This window comes from Variovorax sp. V15 (genome assembly GCF_041154425.1).
Taxonomy (GTDB): domain Bacteria; phylum Pseudomonadota; class Gammaproteobacteria; order Burkholderiales; family Burkholderiaceae_C; genus Variovorax; species Variovorax guangxiensis.
Genome location: NZ_AP028659.1, coordinates 301,961 through 316,030, shown reverse-complemented (window position 1 = coordinate 316,030; position 14,070 = coordinate 301,961). Strand labels below are relative to the sequence as shown.

Here is a 14,070-nt window from a genome sequence, read left to right as displayed (position 1 = left end):
TGCGGTGGAGACGGAAAGAAAACCGCGAGCTTAGGCGATGCGATGAATTTCGATCGGGCCCACGGTTGAATCCGTCGCCGCGGCACCGAGTCCTGAACGTACCGGCGATAGATGGAGTTTTGTCCTTCAAAATGGACAAATTCCGTTTTGAGTCACAAAATGTGGCGAATGAAGGACAAAATCAGGCTTCCCGGCGAGCTTGGACAAGCCATCAAGCGCGCGCGAAAAGAAGGCCGCCTGAAGGCGACCGACATCGCCTCACGGTCGGGCCGCGCGCGCAACGTTCTCTACCGCCTGGAGCGCGGAGAAGACGTCACCCTCGCCTCGCTTTTCGACATCCTGCGCGCCATGGATCTCACGATCAGCCTGGAGCGCCTGGGCATGCCAACGCTGGAGGAAGTCACGCAACGCTTCGGACAGAACGAGGACGACGATGCTTCCTGAAAAGATCAGGCAGCTCGACGTCGAGATCGCCGGCGCGCCCGCCGGGCAGTTGCTCAGGCACTCCGTCTACGAGTTCCGGTACCTCGACGGCCGTGCGGACCAGCCCTCGGTCGCGCTCCTCATGCCGCCGACCCGGCCCACATACCAGGACGGCGACCTCTTCGCGGTCATGGATCAGAACCTGCCGGAGGGCGACCTGTACCTGCGCCTGCGGGCGATGTTCCCCAAGCAGCAGCTCACCCCGATGCACCTGCTCGCGGTGATCGGCTCCAACGGCATCGGGCGGCTGGGCTTCCAGCTGCCGGGAGCGCAGCCGCTTGCGGCGCCTCGGACCATCGACCGCAAGACCTTGCTGCAAACCCGCTACACGCCCGAGGTGTTCGACGAACTGGTGCGGGCGTATCTGAGCACGGGCGCAGGCATCGCCGGCATGCAGCCGAAGATCATGGTGCCGGATCGGGTCACCCTCCCGGTGCCCACGATCATCGTGAAGGCCGCCGCTCCTTCCTACCCGGGCCTGTCGGCCAACGAGTTCTTGTGCCTGACGGCCGCCGGCCACGCCGGCATCGAGACACCCGGCTTCGATCTCTCGGACGACGGACAGCTGCTCCTGGTCGACAGGTTCGACATCGCGGCGGACGGCTCGCGCATCGGGTTCGAGGACATCGCGGCGTTGATGAACCTCCGGGTGCGCGACATCCAGTCCGATCGGAAGTACCACGGCAGCTACCAGCGCATCGCCGAGCTGATGCAGTACCTTCAGCTGCCCAGCGAGAACCTGGCGCGCTTCTTCGAGCAGGTCGCCTTCAGCATCATGGTGCGCAACGGCGACGGCCACCTCAAGAACTACGGATTGCTCTACACCTCGACGGCGGACTGCCGCCTCGCGCCCATGTTCGACGTGGTGACCACCGCGATCTACAGGTACACGCGCTACGAGGGCGGGCCCGAGCTGGAGGACCGCACGCTTGCGCTCAAGCTCTTCGCGGGCAAGGGCCACACCAGGGCCTATCCGACGACCGAGGAGCTGCTGCTTTTCGGCAGCAAGGTATGCGGGGTCGCCAAGCCCGCCCTCGTTCTCGAGCGAATCGCCGAGGGGATGCGAAAGACGCTGGACGAGGCGCGCGGCGACCAGCGGATCCCGAAAGACCTGCTGGCGAAGATGCGAGACACGTGGACCGACGGGATGATCCACGCCAAGACGCGATAACAGCCGGAGGCGGCTCTAGCGGAACTGCTTCCTCAGGAAGTTGCGATGCCGCGCAATGTGCTGCATCTGCGCCGGCGCGATGGTGCCGCCCAGGTCGACCTCGTCCGCACCGTTGAGCACCGCGTTGGCATTGGCCATGGCGCGCGCCACGACTTCTTCCTCGCTCACGCCGAGCTGCGCCGCGAGGTCGAGGGCAACGCGGCGCATGGCGCGCTGCGAGAGCATCCACATCGCGCCGAAGCGATCCCAGGCGAGCGCAGCTTCCTCGGCCTTCTCGCGGTCGGCCAGGATCTCGGCGAGCGGCTTGGCCAGCACCGCGTCGAGCGCTTCTACCTTTTCGGTGAGCGCCTCGTTGCGCTCGATGACTTCCTCCAGCGTGGGGCCGGCGCTTTCGGGCTTGGCCTTGGGTGGTTCCGGAGGCGGGATGAATGCGGCCTCGGCATTCGCGGGCACGATCTGGAGCTTGTCGGAGAGATTGGTCATGATTTTTCCGCCTGGGTTGGCACCGGCTGGGTCTTCTTGTTCGACATCGCGGTCGCGCGCAGGCCCGGCAGGTCGAGCACGCGCAGCCCGCCGTACTCCACGCGGATCAGCCCCTGCGCCGAGAGCGCGTTCAGCGCCTCGTTCACGCGCTGGCGCGAGAGGCCGACGAGGTAGGCCAGTTCCTGCTGGGTGATTCGCAGGACTTCGCCCACGCCCGGATACAGCACCGGATTGAACAGCGACACGAGGTTGCGCGCCACGCGCGCGTCGGGGTTGTTGAGCCGGTCGATCTCGAGCGCGGCGATGAACTGGCCCAGCCGCTCGTTGAGCTGGTTCATCACGAAGCGGTTGAAGCCGATGGAATGGTCGAGCAGCCAGTGGAAGCTGTCGGTGGGCAGGCCGGCGATGAGGCTGCGCCGCAGCGCCTGGATGTTGTAGCGGTAGGGCTCGCGCTTCATCACCGTGCCTTCGCCGAACCAGCCGCCGGGCGGCACGCCGGTGTAGGTGACGGAGCCGCCGTCGGCGTTGTCGTTGCTCATCTTCAGGAGCCCCTCGACCACGCCGAACCAGTAGGTGGGCGAGCGCCCGACGCGGCAGACGAGGTCGCCGGGCTCGGCCTCGCCGACCACCAGCGCGGCCTCGGCGCGGCGCCGCTCGGCGGGCGTGAGCGTGGGCAGCCACGGAATGCCTTCCAGTTCCTGCGCATTGGCTGCGCGCACCCGGTCCCTGATGGTCGAACCGCCGAGCGCGCTGTGGGTGGGATGGCCATGAGGCATCGGGAAACTCCGGGGAGTAGTGTCCCTAGGATTGTCGTTGGAACGACAAGCGGGCGTCAAAGTGAGTCCTACGATCCGGCCACTGTGCAAACACCCGCCCCCACCTTTCCCCGTCTGCTGCTCGCGCACGCCGAGGCCCAGCCCGAGGCCCCAGCCATGCGCGAGAAGGACCTCGGCATCTGGCAAACCTGGAGCTGGAGCGCCGTCGCGCAGGAAGTGCGCGAGACCGCCTGCGGCCTCGCGAGCCTGGGCTTCAGGCCCTTCGACAACCTGGCCATCGTCGGCGCCAACCGGCCCCACCTGTACATGGCGGCGGTCGCGGCGCAGAGCCTGCGCGGCGTGCCGGTGCCGCTGTACCAGGACGCGGTGGCCGGCGAGATGGTCTTCATGCTGCAGGACGCCGGCATCGAGTTCGTGATCGTCGAAGACCAGGAGCAGGTCGACAAGCTGCTCGAGTGCCGCGAGATGCAGCAGGGCAAGCAGCCCGGCATCCGCTACATCGTCTACGACGACCCCAAGGGCCTGCGCCACTACGACCAGCCCGGGCTCATGAGCCACGAGCAGCTGCGCGCGCTGGGCCGCGAGTTCGACAGGGCCAACGTCGGCTACTACGACCGCGCGGTGGCCAGCGGCGAAGCGACGGACGTGGGCGTGATCCTCTACACCTCCGGCACCACCGGCCGCCCCAAGGGCGTGTGCCAGACGCACGCGAGCTTCATCGCGGCGGGCCGCGGCGGCGTGGAGACCGACAGGCTCGGCCCCGGCGACAACATCATGAGCTACCTGCCGATGGCGTGGGTGGGTGACCACCTGTTCTCGGTGGCGCAGTGGCTGGTGGGCGGCTTCACGCTCAACTGCCCCGAGTCGTCGGAAACGGTGATGAACGACATGCGCGAGATCGGCCCGAGCTACTACTTCGGCCCGCCGCGCACCTTCGAGGGGCTGCTGACAGCCGTGTCGATCCGCATGGAAGACGCCGCGGCTCCGAAGCGCTGGCTGTACGCGAAGTTCATGGCGCTGGCGCAGCGCGTGGGCGCCGACATCCTCAACGGCGCGCCGGTGAGCATGGGCGACCGCCTGATGTACCGCCTGGGCGACCTGCTGATCTACGGCCCGCTGCGCAACGTGCTGGGCATGAGCCGCATCCGCGTGGCATACACCGCGGGCGCGGCCATCGGGCCCGACCTGTTCCGCTTCTACCGCTCCATCGGCGTCAACCTGAAGCAGTTCTACGGCCAGACCGAGACCTGCGCCTACGTGTGCCTGCAGCAGGACGGCAAGGTCAAGCTGCAGACCGTGGGCACGGCCGCGCCCGGCATCGAGCTGAAGATCGCCGAAGACGGCGAGGTGCTGGTGCGCGGCGTGTCGGTGCTCAAGGAGTACTACAAGCGCCCCGACGCCACCGCCGAGGTGCTGGACGCGAACGGCTACTTCCACACCGGCGACGCGGGCGTGCTCGACAGCGAAGGCCACCTGCGCATCATCGACCGCGCCAAGGACGTGGGCCGCCTCGTGGGCGGCGCGATGTTCGCGCCCAACTACATCGAGAACAAGCTCAAGTTCTTCCCGCAGATCAAGGAAGCCGTGTGCTTCGGCAACGGCCGCGACGAGGTCTGCGCCGCCATCAACATCGACTACGAGGCCGTCGGCAACTGGGCCGAGCGCCGAGGCCTGGCCTACGGTGGCTACGTCGACCTGGCCGGCAAGCCCGACGTGCTCGCGCTGGTGGCCGAGTGCATCGCCAAGGTGAACGCCGACCTCGCCGCCGAAGACGGCATGGGCGAGACGCAGATCGCGCGCTTCCTCGTGCTTCACAAGGAACTCGACCCCGACGACGACGAGCTCACCCGCACGCGCAAGGTGCGCCGGGGCTTCATCGCCGACAAGTACGCGGTGCTGGTCGACGCGCTCTACGGCGGCAGGAAGGAGCAGTTCATCGAGACCCAGGTCAAGTTCGAGGACGGACGCACGGGCGTGGTGAGCGCGACGCTGAAGATCGTCGAGGCGAAGCGGTTCGCGCCGTTGGGAAAGGCGGCGTGAGATGAATGCACTCGAATTCGGACAGCCGAACGCAGAAGAAATACAAAAACTGCGCAGAAGTCGCAGAGGGAATCGGATGAACTTTTCATGGTCTTCTTTCGCGACTTCTGCGAAACCTTCGCGACTTCTGCGTTCGGCCGTCCGCGTCCAGGAGCCCGTCCATGGCTAGAAAAACCGGCGACGTCATCCTGGACGTGCAGAACATCTCGCTGAGCTTCGGCGGCGTGAAGGCGCTCACCGACATCAGCTTCAACGTGCGCGAGCACGAGGTGCGGGCCATCATCGGGCCGAACGGCGCGGGCAAGAGCTCGATGCTGAACTGCATCAACGGCGTGTACTGGCCGCAGCAGGGCTCCATCACCTTCCGGGGCCAGACCTTCAAGCACATGAACTCGCGCCAGGTGGCCGAGATGGGCGTGGCGCGCACCTTCCAGAACCTGGCCCTCTTCAAGGGCATGAGCGTGCTCGACAACATCATGACGGGCCGCAACCTCAAGATGAAGAGCGGCCTGTTCGCGCAGGCGCTGCGCTGGGGACCGGCCGAGCGCGAGGAACTCGCGCACCGCGAGTTCGTCGAGCACATCATCGACTTCCTCGAAATCCAGGCGCACCGCAAGACGCCGGTGGGCCGCCTGCCCTACGGCCTGCAGAAGCGCGTGGACCTGGGCCGCGCGCTCGCGATGGAGCCGCAGGTGCTGCTGCTGGACGAGCCCATGGCCGGCATGAACGTGGAGGAGAAGCAGGACATGAGCCGCTTCATCCTCGACGTGAACGACGAGTTCGGAGCCACCATCGTGCTGATCGAGCACGACATGGGCGTTGTGATGGACATCTCCGACCGCGTGGTGGTGCTGGACTACGGCAAGAAGATCGGCGACGGCACGCCCGACGAGGTGCGCAGCAACGAAGACGTGATCCGGGCCTATCTGGGTGTGGAGCACTGATGGCCGCGCACGACCGCTTCCTGTCTTGCCCCCTCTCCCGCCTGCGGGAGAGGGTTGGGGTGAGGGTCGACGGCCTCATCACAAACGGCAGCATCTCCAACGCCGCTTGCCCTCACCCCTGCCCTCTCCCGCAAGCGGGAGAGGGAGAAAGAAACTGACCATGGGCTTTTTCCTCGAAACCCTCTTCGGCGGCCTCATGGTCGGCATGCTCTATTCGCTGATCGCCATCGGCTTCGTGCTGATCTACAAGGCCTCCGGCGTCTTCAACTTCGCGCAGGGCGCGATGGTGCTGTTCGCGGCGCTGGCCATGGCGCGCTTCGCCGAGTGGTTCCCGCAGTGGTTCGGCTTCGAAAGCCAGGTCCTCGCGAACATCCTGGCCTTCGTCGCGGCCATGGCGGTGATGGTTCTCGTGGCCTGGCTCATCGAACGGCTCGCGCTGAGCAAGCTGGTGAACCAGGAAGGCATCACGCTGCTGATGGCCACGCTGGGCATCGCCTACTTCCTCGACGGCGTGGGCCAGACCATCTTCGGCAACGACATCTACAAGATCGACGTCGGCATGCCCAAGGAACCGTTGATGGTGCTGGAGAACACCTTCCAGGGCGGCCTGCTGCTGAGCCAGGAAGACCTGATCGCCGCACTCGTGGCCGCGGGCCTCGTGGTGGTGCTGGCCATCTTCTTCCAGAAGACCGCCACCGGCCGCGCCCTTCGCGCGGTGGCCGACGACCACCAGGCCGCGCAGTCCATCGGCATTCCGCTCAAGCGCATCTGGGTGATCGTGTGGTCGGTGGCCGGCTTCTCGGCGCTGGTGGCCGGGATCATCTGGGGATCGAAGCTGGGCGTGCAGTTCTCGCTGTCGCTGGTGGCGCTGAAGGCGCTGCCGGTGGTGATCCTGGGCGGCCTCACTTCCATTCCGGGCGCCATCATCGGCGGCCTCTTGATCGGCGTGGGCGAGAAGCTCTCCGAGATCTATCTGGGCCCCATGTTCGGCGGCGGCATCGAGATCTGGTTCGCCTATGTGCTGGCGCTGGTGTTCCTGCTTGTGCGCCCGCAGGGCCTCTTCGGCGAAAAGATCATCGATCGGGTGTGAGATGAAGAACTTCGAATACGGACAACCGAACGCGGAAGAAATGCAAAAGCTGCGCAGAGGTCGCAGAAGAAAACCTCAAGATTTTCTGCATTCCTTCTGCGACCTCTGCGAGGCCTTCGCGACCTCTGCGTTCGGCTGTCCGATCCCGCTTTCGACCTACTGACATGTTCTACAGAGAAAACGGCCAATTCAAGTCGAGCTACCGCGCCGACCAGCAGATCTTCCCGATCGCGCAGGACCGCCTGGCCATCCTCGTTCTGCTGCTCGTGGCGTTCGTGGTGGTGCCGCTGGGCGTGTCGGACTACTGGATGCGCGCCATCCTCACGCCCTTCCTCATTCTTTCGCTCGCCGCACTGGGGCTGAACATCCTCGTGGGCTACTGCGGCCAGATCTCGCTGGGCACCGGCGCCTTCATGGCGGTGGGCGCGTACGCGGCCTACAACTTCCAGGTGCGCATCGACGGCATGCCGCTCATCGCATCGCTGCTGCTGGGCGGACTGTGCGCCACGGTGATCGGCGTGCTCTTCGGCATTCCGAGCCTGCGCATCAAGGGGCTGTACCTGGCCGTGGCCACGCTGGCGGCGCAGTTCTTCACCGACTGGGCCTTCCTGCGCATCCAGTGGTTCACCAACAATTCTTCCTCCGGCTCGGTGAGCGTGGCGGGGCTCAACGTGTTCGGCGTGCCCATCGAGTCGCCGGCGCAGAAGTATCTTTTCTGCCTGATCTTCGTCTCGGTGTTCGCGCTGCTGGCCAAGAACCTGGTGCGCAGCGCCATCGGCCGCGAATGGATGGCGATGCGCGACATGGACGTGGCCGCCGCGGTGATCGGCATCCGCCCCGTCTACGCCAAGCTCACGGCCTTCGCGGTGAGCAGCTTCATCGTCGGCGTGGCCGGCGCGCTGTGGGGCTTCGTGCACCTGGGCGCGTGGGAGCCGGCGGCCTTCAGCATCGACCGCTCGTTCCAGCTGCTGTTCATGGTGATCATCGGCGGGCTGGGCTCGATCATGGGCAGCTTCTTCGGTGCCGCCTTCATCGTGCTGCTGCCGCTCCTGCTCAACCAGCTGCCGGGCTGGCTGGGCTTCTCGATTTCCACCGCGCTGGCCTCGCACCTGGAGACCATGATCTTCGGCGCGCTGATCGTGTTCTTCCTGATCGTCGAGCCGCACGGCCTCGCGCGGCTGTGGTCCACGGCCAAGGAGAAGCTGCGGCTGTGGCCGTTCCCGCATTGATTGATGAGTTCCCGTTCGTAGAAAACCCGGCACCGAGGTGCCCACAAAGGAGACAGGCATGAAACTGAAATCGCTCGCTCTGACCGCCGCCCTGGTGGCCGGCACCCTCGGCGCCGCGCTCGCGCCATCCGTGGCCGGCGCGCAGGCCAAGGAGCAGTTCTTCCCGCTGCTGGTGTACCGCACAGGCCCCTACGCACCCAACGGCACGCCCTGGGCCAACGGCAAGCAGGACTACATCAAGCTGGTCAACGCCACCGGCGGCATCAACGGCGTGAAGATCGCGTACGAGGAGTGCGAGACCGGCTACGCCACCGACAAGGGCGTGGAGTGCTACGAGCGCCTGAAGGGCCGCCCCGGTGTCGCGCTCTTCGACCCGCAGGCCACCGGCATCACCTTCGCGCTGACCGACAAGGTGCCCACCGACAAGATCCCGCTGATCACGCTGGGCTACGGCCTGGCCGCCTCGCAGGACGGCGGCGTCTTCAAGTGGAACTTCCCGCTGATGGGCTCCTACTGGACCGCGGCCGACATCCTGATCCAGCACATCGGGAAGAAGGAGGGCGGCATGGACAAGCTCAAGGGCAAGAAGATCGCCCTCGTCTATCACGACTCGCCCTTCGGCAAGGAACCGATCCCGCTGCTGCAGGAGCGCGCCAAGCAGAACGGCTTCGAGCTCTCGCTGATCCCGGTGACCGCGCCCGGCGTGGAGCAGAAGTCGGCCTGGCTGCAGGTGCGCCAGCAGCGGCCCGACTTCGTGCTGCTGTGGGGCTGGGGCGTGATGAACTCCACCGCCCTGAAGGAGGCCGTGGCCACCGGCTACCCGCGCGAGAAGATGTACGGCGTGTGGTGGGCCGGCGCCGAGCCCGACGTGAAGGACGTGGGCGCCAACGCCAAGGGCTACCACGCGCTGGCGCTGAACACCTCGGGCACGCAACCCAAGGTGATCCAGGACATCCTCAAGCAGGTGCACGACAAGGGCCAGGGCACCGGTCCGAAGGACGAAGTGGGCTCAGTGCTCTACACGCGCGGCGTGATCATCCAGATGCTGACCATCGAGGCGGTGAAGCGCGCGCAGGAGCGCTTCGGCAAGGGCAAGGTCATGACCGGCGAGCAGGTTCGCTGGGGCATGGAGAACCTCGCGCTCGACCAGAAGAAGCTGGACGCGCTGGGCTTCTCGGGCGTGATGCGCCCGGTGAGCACCTCGTGCCAGGACCACATGGGCTCAACCTGGGCGCGCGTGCACACCTGGGACGGCGCGAAGTGGGGCGACATGTCCGACTGGTACCAGGCCGACGAGCAGATCATCAAGCCGATGGTGAAGGCCGCGGCCGACAAGTACGCGGGCGAGAAGAAGCTCACCCGCCGCGAAGCAGCGGATTGCCAGTCCTGATGCGCTGAGCGAGCGTTCCGTGGCGGCTCGCGAGAGCCGCCATTCGCAAGAGCGGCGGGCACCCCGTGCGCCGTTCTTGCGAATGCTTCGGACCACACCATGAGCGAATCCAACATCCTCCTCAACGTCAACGGCATCGAGGTCATCTACAACCACGTGATCCTGGTGCTCAAGGGCGTGTCGCTCACCGTGCCCGACGGCGGCATCGTGGCGCTGCTCGGCGGCAACGGCGCGGGAAAGACGACCACGCTGCGCGCGGTGAGCAACCTGCTCGCGGGCGAGCGCGGCGCGGTCACCAAGGGCACCATCGAGCTGCGCGGCGAGCGCATCGAGGCGCTGTCGCCGGCCGAGCTGGTCAAGCGCGGGCTGATACAGGTGATGGAAGGCCGCCACTGCTTCGCGCACCTGACCATCGAGGAGAACCTGATGACCGGCGCCTACACGCGCACCGACGGCAAGGCCGCGGTGCAGCAGACGCTGGAGAAGGTCTACGCGTACTTCCCGCGCCTGAAGACGCGCCGCACCTCGCAGGCGGCCTACACCTCCGGCGGCGAGCAGCAGATGTGCGCCATCGGCCGCGCGCTGATGGCCAATCCGACCATGGTGCTGCTCGACGAGCCCTCGATGGGCCTCGCGCCGCAGATCGTGGAGGAAGTGTTCGAGATCGTGAAGGACCTGAACGCCAAGGAGCGCGTGACCTTCCTGCTGGCCGAGCAGAACACCAACATGGCGCTGCGCTACGCCGACTACGGCTACATCCTGGAGAACGGCCGCATCGTGATGGACGGCGAGGCGAAGAGCCTGCGCGAGAACGAGGACGTGAAGGAGTTCTACCTCGGCGTCGGCGGCGCGGACCGGAAAAGCTTCCGCGATGTCAAGAGCTACAAGCGGCGCAAGAGGTGGCTGGCCTGACTCTCCCCCGCCGGAGGCTGAACCGAACAGAAAGACAAAGGGTACGGACATGACCGACCACTACGACAAACTCGAGATCCGAGACCCCGCCGAACGCGAGCGCGACCTGCTGGCCGCGCTGCCGAAGCAGATCGCACAGGCCCAGACAGCGGCGCCCGCCTTCGCGAAGATCCTCGACGGCGTGAAGCCCGCCGACGTCACCACGCGCGAGGCGCTCGCGAAACTACCGGTCACGCGCAAATCGGAATTGCTCGAATTGCAGAAGGCACGGCGCGCGGACGACCCCTTCGGCGGCTTCTCGACGATCGTGCGCGGGCCGCGGATGCCGCGCGTGTTCGCGAGCCCCGGCACCATCTACGAGCCCGAGGGCGAGGCGCGCGACTACTGGCGCACCGCGCGCGCATTGCATGCGGCGGGTTTTCGCGGCGGCGAGCTCATCCACAACAGCTTCAGCTATCACATGACGCCCGCGGGCTCGATCATGGAAAGCGGCGCGCGCGCCATGGGCTGCACCGTGTTCGCGGGCGGCACCGGGCAGACCGAGCAGCAGCTCGAAGCCATGGTCGACCTCAAGCCCGAGGGCTACGCGGGCACGCCCAGCTTCCTGAAGATATTGCTGGAGAAGGCCGAGGAGAAGAGCGTCAAGCTGCCATCGCTCACCAAGGCGCTGGTGTCTGGCGAGGCCTTCCCACCGAGCCTGCACGACTGGATCGCCGCGCGCGGCGTGAAGGGAACGCAGTGCTACGCCACCGCCGACCTGGGCCTCATCGCTTACGAAACCAGCGCGCGCGAGGGGCTGGTGCTCGATGAAGGCGTGCTGGTCGAGATCGTGCGCCCCGGCACCGGCCACCCGGTGCCCGACGGTGAAGTCGGAGAGATCGTCGTCACCACCTTCAACCCCGACTACCCGCTGGTGCGCTTCGGCACCGGCGACCTCTCGGCGGTGCTCGCGGGCACCTGCCCCACGGGCCGCACCAACAAGCGCATCAAGGGCTGGATGGGCCGCGCCGACCAGACCACCAAGGTTCGCGGCATGTTCGTGCACCCGTCGCAGGTGGCCGAGATCGCGCGGCGCTTTCCCGAAGTGCAGCGCGCGCGCCTCGTCGTCTCGGGCGAGATGGGCGACGACAGGATGACGCTGCAGCTCGAATGCGCGGGCGCCGCGCCCGAGGGGCTGGAAGCGCGCGTGAGCGCGGTGATCCGCGAGGTGACCAAGCTGCGCGGCGAGGTCGTCGTCGTGGGCGCGGGCTCGCTGCCCAACGACGGCAAGGTGATCGAGGACGCGCGCAGCTACAAGTAGCGGCGGTAGAAGCCGCGCGTCGCGGCGCGCGTGAGCAGCACCGCGAGCAGCGTGTAGACCAGCACGAGCGCCAGCGCGAAGCCGACGAGGCTACCCGCGCTGTTGAAGCCGTGCAGCCAGACCGCCAGCGCCAGCCAGGCCAGTGCAATGGCGATGCAGCCGATCTGCACCAGGGCGAAAGCCAGCACCGATGCCGCCACGGCCCTGAAGGGCCGCACCCTCGAAAGGCCCGCCGTCGCGCCCAGCCAGCCGCCCCAGAAAGCCAGCGCGAAGGCGGCCAGCGGCGGCACTACCCATGCCACCAGCAGCCCGGCGCCGTCCAGGCCTTGCGACACGGAACTCCAGCGGCTCAGCGCCGCGCCGCTCCACATCTGCAGCGACGCGAACACCGACGCCCCCACCAGCGCCACCGCGCGGCGCGGCGAAGAGCCCGCGGGTACGTCATCGCCCCGCGTATCCGAGGCATCGGCACGGCCGGCCCTCAGCGCGAACCATGCCGCGACCCACACGCCGAGCACCAGCACGATCAGCTGGGCCACGGACTGCAGGAACATGAACACCGGCATCGCCGCGCGCATCGAGGTGTCGCCCAGCGATTCGTGCAAACGCCCGCCCGGCATGAAAAGCAGCTGCAGGTCGTAGAGCAGCGGGCTCAGCGCGTAGAAGTTCAGCAGCAGCACCACGACGTATGCCGCGCCGTAGCGCACGCGCGGCTGGGGCAGCCGTACCACGCTGTCCACGCCGCGCTTTTCGAGCGCATTGCGCCCGTGGCTCCAGGCCAGCGCGGCCGCCAGCACCCAGGCCATGCCGATGCTGAACACCATCGGGACCCACACGCCCGGCAGCGCATAGGCGCTGCGCAGCTGCTCGGCATTGGGCGAGTCGGGCCAGAGCTGCAGGGTCATGTTGACCAGCACCATCACGGCGTCGATGGCCACGGTGATGAGCGCGAAGTCGCGCGGCAGGCGCAGTGCCTGCCGTGCTTGCGGATGGGAAGAAGTCGCCGTCATGGAAGAGATACTTTCGCCTTTCACGACGCATGGCGCGGCCGGCGCGGCCGCGTCATGCAAAAAAGGCGAGCGTATCGGATGACGGCGGGTGCGCCCTGTAGGCTCAGTGCGCGAGTGCGGCCTCGCCCGATTCCTCCGGTGCAGGCCCGACGTAGACCGACTGCGGACGGATCAGCCGCCCCTTCTTCACCTGCTCGCGCGCATGCGCCACCCAGCCGCTCACTCGGCCCGCCGCGAACACGCAGGTGAAGCTCTCGCGGCCGAAGCCCAGCGCTTCGAGCAGCAGCGCGGTGTAGAACTCCACGTTGGTCTCCAGCGCACGGCCCGGCTTCTTCTCGCGCAGGATGGCGAGCGCGGCCTGCTCGGCGGCTTCGGCCAGCGCGAAGCGCGCGGCGTTCACGCTGCCTTCCTCGCCGAGCCTGCCGAGCGCGCCCTTGAGCGCATCGGCGCGCGGATCGCGCACGCGGTAGATGCGATGGCCGAAGCCCATCAGCCGCTGGCCGTCGGCCACGGCCTGCTCCAGCCATGCGCGCGCGTTGGCGGCAGTGCCGATGGCATCGAGCGCATCCAGCACCGGGCCGGGCGCGCCACCGTGCAGCGGCCCCTTGAGCGCGCTGACGCCCGCGAGCACCGCCGATGCGAGACCCGCGCCTGTCGATGCAACCACGCGCGCCGCGAAGGTCGATGCGTTGAGGCCGTGATCGCACACGGTGACGAGGTAGGTGTCGAGCGCGGCGCTCTGTGCGGGGGTAGGCGATCGGCCATGCAGCATGCGCAGCATGTCGGCGGCGTGCGTCAGCGCCTCGTCCGGCGCGAGCGCCGGCACGCCCAGGCGCCAGCGCATCACGGCGGCGGTGTAGACGGCCGGCGCGGCCACCAGACGCAGCGCGGTCGACAGGTCGTCGCCATCGGGAAGCCGAGCCATCAGCGCGCGCACGGCCTCGATGGGCGGCATGCGGCGCAGCTGCGCATCGTCGTTCGGCTGCAGCAGCTCGAAGGCCTCGCGGCGCGCGCGGCCGAGGGCGCGGCGCAGGGCCGAGGCGGCGGGCAGCGTGTCGAAGAAGCCTTCGAACAGCAGGCCCACCACGTCTTCATAGCGCCAGCGCTGCGCGATCTCGTCGAGCTCGTGGCCACGGATCACCAGCCGGCCGGCCTCGCCGTCCACCTCGGACAGCACGGTATGCGCTGCCACCACGCCTTCGAGGCTACCGTCATCGTTGTTCATCGCTCTTTGCTCCTGGG

The 14,070-nt window shown here is 67.3% G+C and carries 13 protein-coding genes; 9 read left to right on the top strand and 4 right to left on the bottom strand.

What is annotated here, in order from left to right; genetic code table 11:
• The first annotated feature begins 168 nt into the window (after nucleotides 1–168).
• Entirely contained in the window at nucleotides 169–444 is a 276-nt protein-coding gene (locus tag ACAM57_RS01510; protein WP_369660476.1) for a helix-turn-helix domain-containing protein, read from the top strand.
• Nucleotides 434–1,654, top strand: coding sequence for a type II toxin-antitoxin system HipA family toxin (locus tag ACAM57_RS01505; RefSeq protein ID WP_369660475.1), 1,221 nt, complete (start codon nucleotides 434–436; stop codon nucleotides 1,652–1,654). The genes ACAM57_RS01510 and ACAM57_RS01505 overlap by 11 nt, the downstream gene beginning before the upstream one ends.
• Nucleotides 1,655–1,669: 15 nt before the next feature.
• On the opposite strand, the gene ACAM57_RS01500 is transcribed toward ACAM57_RS01505, so the two are convergent.
• Both ACAM57_RS01500 and ACAM57_RS01495 read right to left on the bottom strand, forming a co-directional pair.
• Complete coding sequence (locus tag ACAM57_RS01500; protein ID WP_126021244.1) at nucleotides 1,670–2,137, bottom strand: hypothetical protein; 468 nt, start codon at nucleotides 2,135–2,137, stop codon at nucleotides 1,670–1,672.
• A complete protein-coding gene (locus tag ACAM57_RS01495) occupies nucleotides 2,134–2,913 on the bottom strand; it encodes a Crp/Fnr family transcriptional regulator (protein ID WP_369660474.1) in 780 nt (259 codons plus the stop codon). Before ACAM57_RS01495 ends, ACAM57_RS01500 begins: the two co-directional genes overlap by 4 nt.
• A gap of 84 nt (nucleotides 2,914–2,997) precedes the next feature.
• Between ACAM57_RS01495 and ACAM57_RS01490 the strand changes: the two genes are divergently transcribed.
• From ACAM57_RS01490 to ACAM57_RS01460, 7 genes are all read left to right on the top strand, one after another.
• Complete coding sequence (locus tag ACAM57_RS01490) at nucleotides 2,998–4,953, top strand: long-chain fatty acid--CoA ligase (protein WP_369660473.1); 1,956 nt, start codon at nucleotides 2,998–3,000, stop codon at nucleotides 4,951–4,953.
• Between the two features lie 161 nt (nucleotides 4,954–5,114).
• Nucleotides 5,115–5,897: an ABC transporter ATP-binding protein gene (locus tag ACAM57_RS01485; protein ID WP_126021241.1), complete on the top strand. Its 783-nt coding sequence runs from the start codon at nucleotides 5,115–5,117 to the stop codon at nucleotides 5,895–5,897.
• 160 nt (nucleotides 5,898–6,057) lie between these two features.
• Nucleotides 6,058–6,987: a branched-chain amino acid ABC transporter permease gene (locus ACAM57_RS01480; RefSeq protein ID WP_369660472.1), complete on the top strand. Its 930-nt coding sequence runs from the start codon at nucleotides 6,058–6,060 to the stop codon at nucleotides 6,985–6,987.
• Between the two features lie 164 nt (nucleotides 6,988–7,151).
• Entirely contained in the window at nucleotides 7,152–8,216 is a 1,065-nt protein-coding gene (locus ACAM57_RS01475; protein ID WP_125950549.1) for a branched-chain amino acid ABC transporter permease, read from the top strand.
• Between the two features lie 58 nt (nucleotides 8,217–8,274).
• On the top strand, nucleotides 8,275–9,606 hold the full coding sequence (locus ACAM57_RS01470) for an ABC transporter substrate-binding protein (RefSeq protein WP_369660471.1): 1,332 nt from the start codon (nucleotides 8,275–8,277) through the stop codon (nucleotides 9,604–9,606).
• A gap of 99 nt (nucleotides 9,607–9,705) precedes the next feature.
• Nucleotides 9,706–10,518 (top strand): ABC transporter ATP-binding protein, encoded by an 813-nt coding sequence (locus ACAM57_RS01465; protein WP_026346745.1) that lies wholly within the window; start codon nucleotides 9,706–9,708, stop codon nucleotides 10,516–10,518.
• A 49-nt stretch (nucleotides 10,519–10,567) separates the two neighbouring features.
• Nucleotides 10,568–11,818, top strand: a complete 1,251-nt coding sequence (locus ACAM57_RS01460) for a phenylacetate--CoA ligase family protein (RefSeq protein ID WP_369660470.1) — start codon at nucleotides 10,568–10,570, stop codon at nucleotides 11,816–11,818.
• On the opposite strand, the gene ACAM57_RS01455 is transcribed toward ACAM57_RS01460, so the two are convergent.
• Together ACAM57_RS01455 and ACAM57_RS01450 are read right to left on the bottom strand one after the other, a co-directional pair.
• Complete coding sequence (locus tag ACAM57_RS01455) at nucleotides 11,809–12,828, bottom strand: hypothetical protein (RefSeq protein WP_369660469.1); 1,020 nt, start codon at nucleotides 12,826–12,828, stop codon at nucleotides 11,809–11,811. The two genes, ACAM57_RS01460 and ACAM57_RS01455, sit on opposite strands and share 10 nt — an antisense overlap.
• Before the next feature lie 103 nt (nucleotides 12,829–12,931).
• On the bottom strand, nucleotides 12,932–14,053 hold the full coding sequence (locus ACAM57_RS01450; protein WP_369660468.1) for a citrate synthase/methylcitrate synthase: 1,122 nt from the start codon (nucleotides 14,051–14,053) through the stop codon (nucleotides 12,932–12,934).
• Nucleotides 14,054–14,070: the final 17 nt, after the last annotated feature.

Coding starts and splice junctions, on each gene's coding strand:
- ACAM57_RS01500 (WP_126021244.1), bottom strand. CDS start 2,137: ATGACCAATCTCTCCGACAAGCTCCAGATCGTGCCCGCGAATGCCGAG.
- ACAM57_RS01475 (WP_125950549.1), top strand. CDS start 7,152: ATGTTCTACAGAGAAAACGGCCAATTCAAGTCGAGCTACCGCGCCGAC.
- ACAM57_RS01485 (WP_126021241.1), top strand. CDS start 5,115: ATGGCTAGAAAAACCGGCGACGTCATCCTGGACGTGCAGAACATCTCG.
- ACAM57_RS01465 (WP_026346745.1), top strand. CDS start 9,706: ATGAGCGAATCCAACATCCTCCTCAACGTCAACGGCATCGAGGTCATC.
- ACAM57_RS01455 (WP_369660469.1), bottom strand. CDS start 12,828: ATGACGGCGACTTCTTCCCATCCGCAAGCACGGCAGGCACTGCGCCTG.
- ACAM57_RS01480 (WP_369660472.1), top strand. CDS start 6,058: ATGGGCTTTTTCCTCGAAACCCTCTTCGGCGGCCTCATGGTCGGCATG.
- ACAM57_RS01450 (WP_369660468.1), bottom strand. CDS start 14,053: ATGAACAACGATGACGGTAGCCTCGAAGGCGTGGTGGCAGCGCATACC.
- ACAM57_RS01505 (WP_369660475.1), top strand. CDS start 434: ATGCTTCCTGAAAAGATCAGGCAGCTCGACGTCGAGATCGCCGGCGCG.
- ACAM57_RS01510 (WP_369660476.1), top strand. CDS start 169: ATGAAGGACAAAATCAGGCTTCCCGGCGAGCTTGGACAAGCCATCAAG.
- ACAM57_RS01495 (WP_369660474.1), bottom strand. CDS start 2,913: ATGCCTCATGGCCATCCCACCCACAGCGCGCTCGGCGGTTCGACCATC.
- ACAM57_RS01470 (WP_369660471.1), top strand. CDS start 8,275: ATGAAACTGAAATCGCTCGCTCTGACCGCCGCCCTGGTGGCCGGCACC.
- ACAM57_RS01460 (WP_369660470.1), top strand. CDS start 10,568: ATGACCGACCACTACGACAAACTCGAGATCCGAGACCCCGCCGAACGC.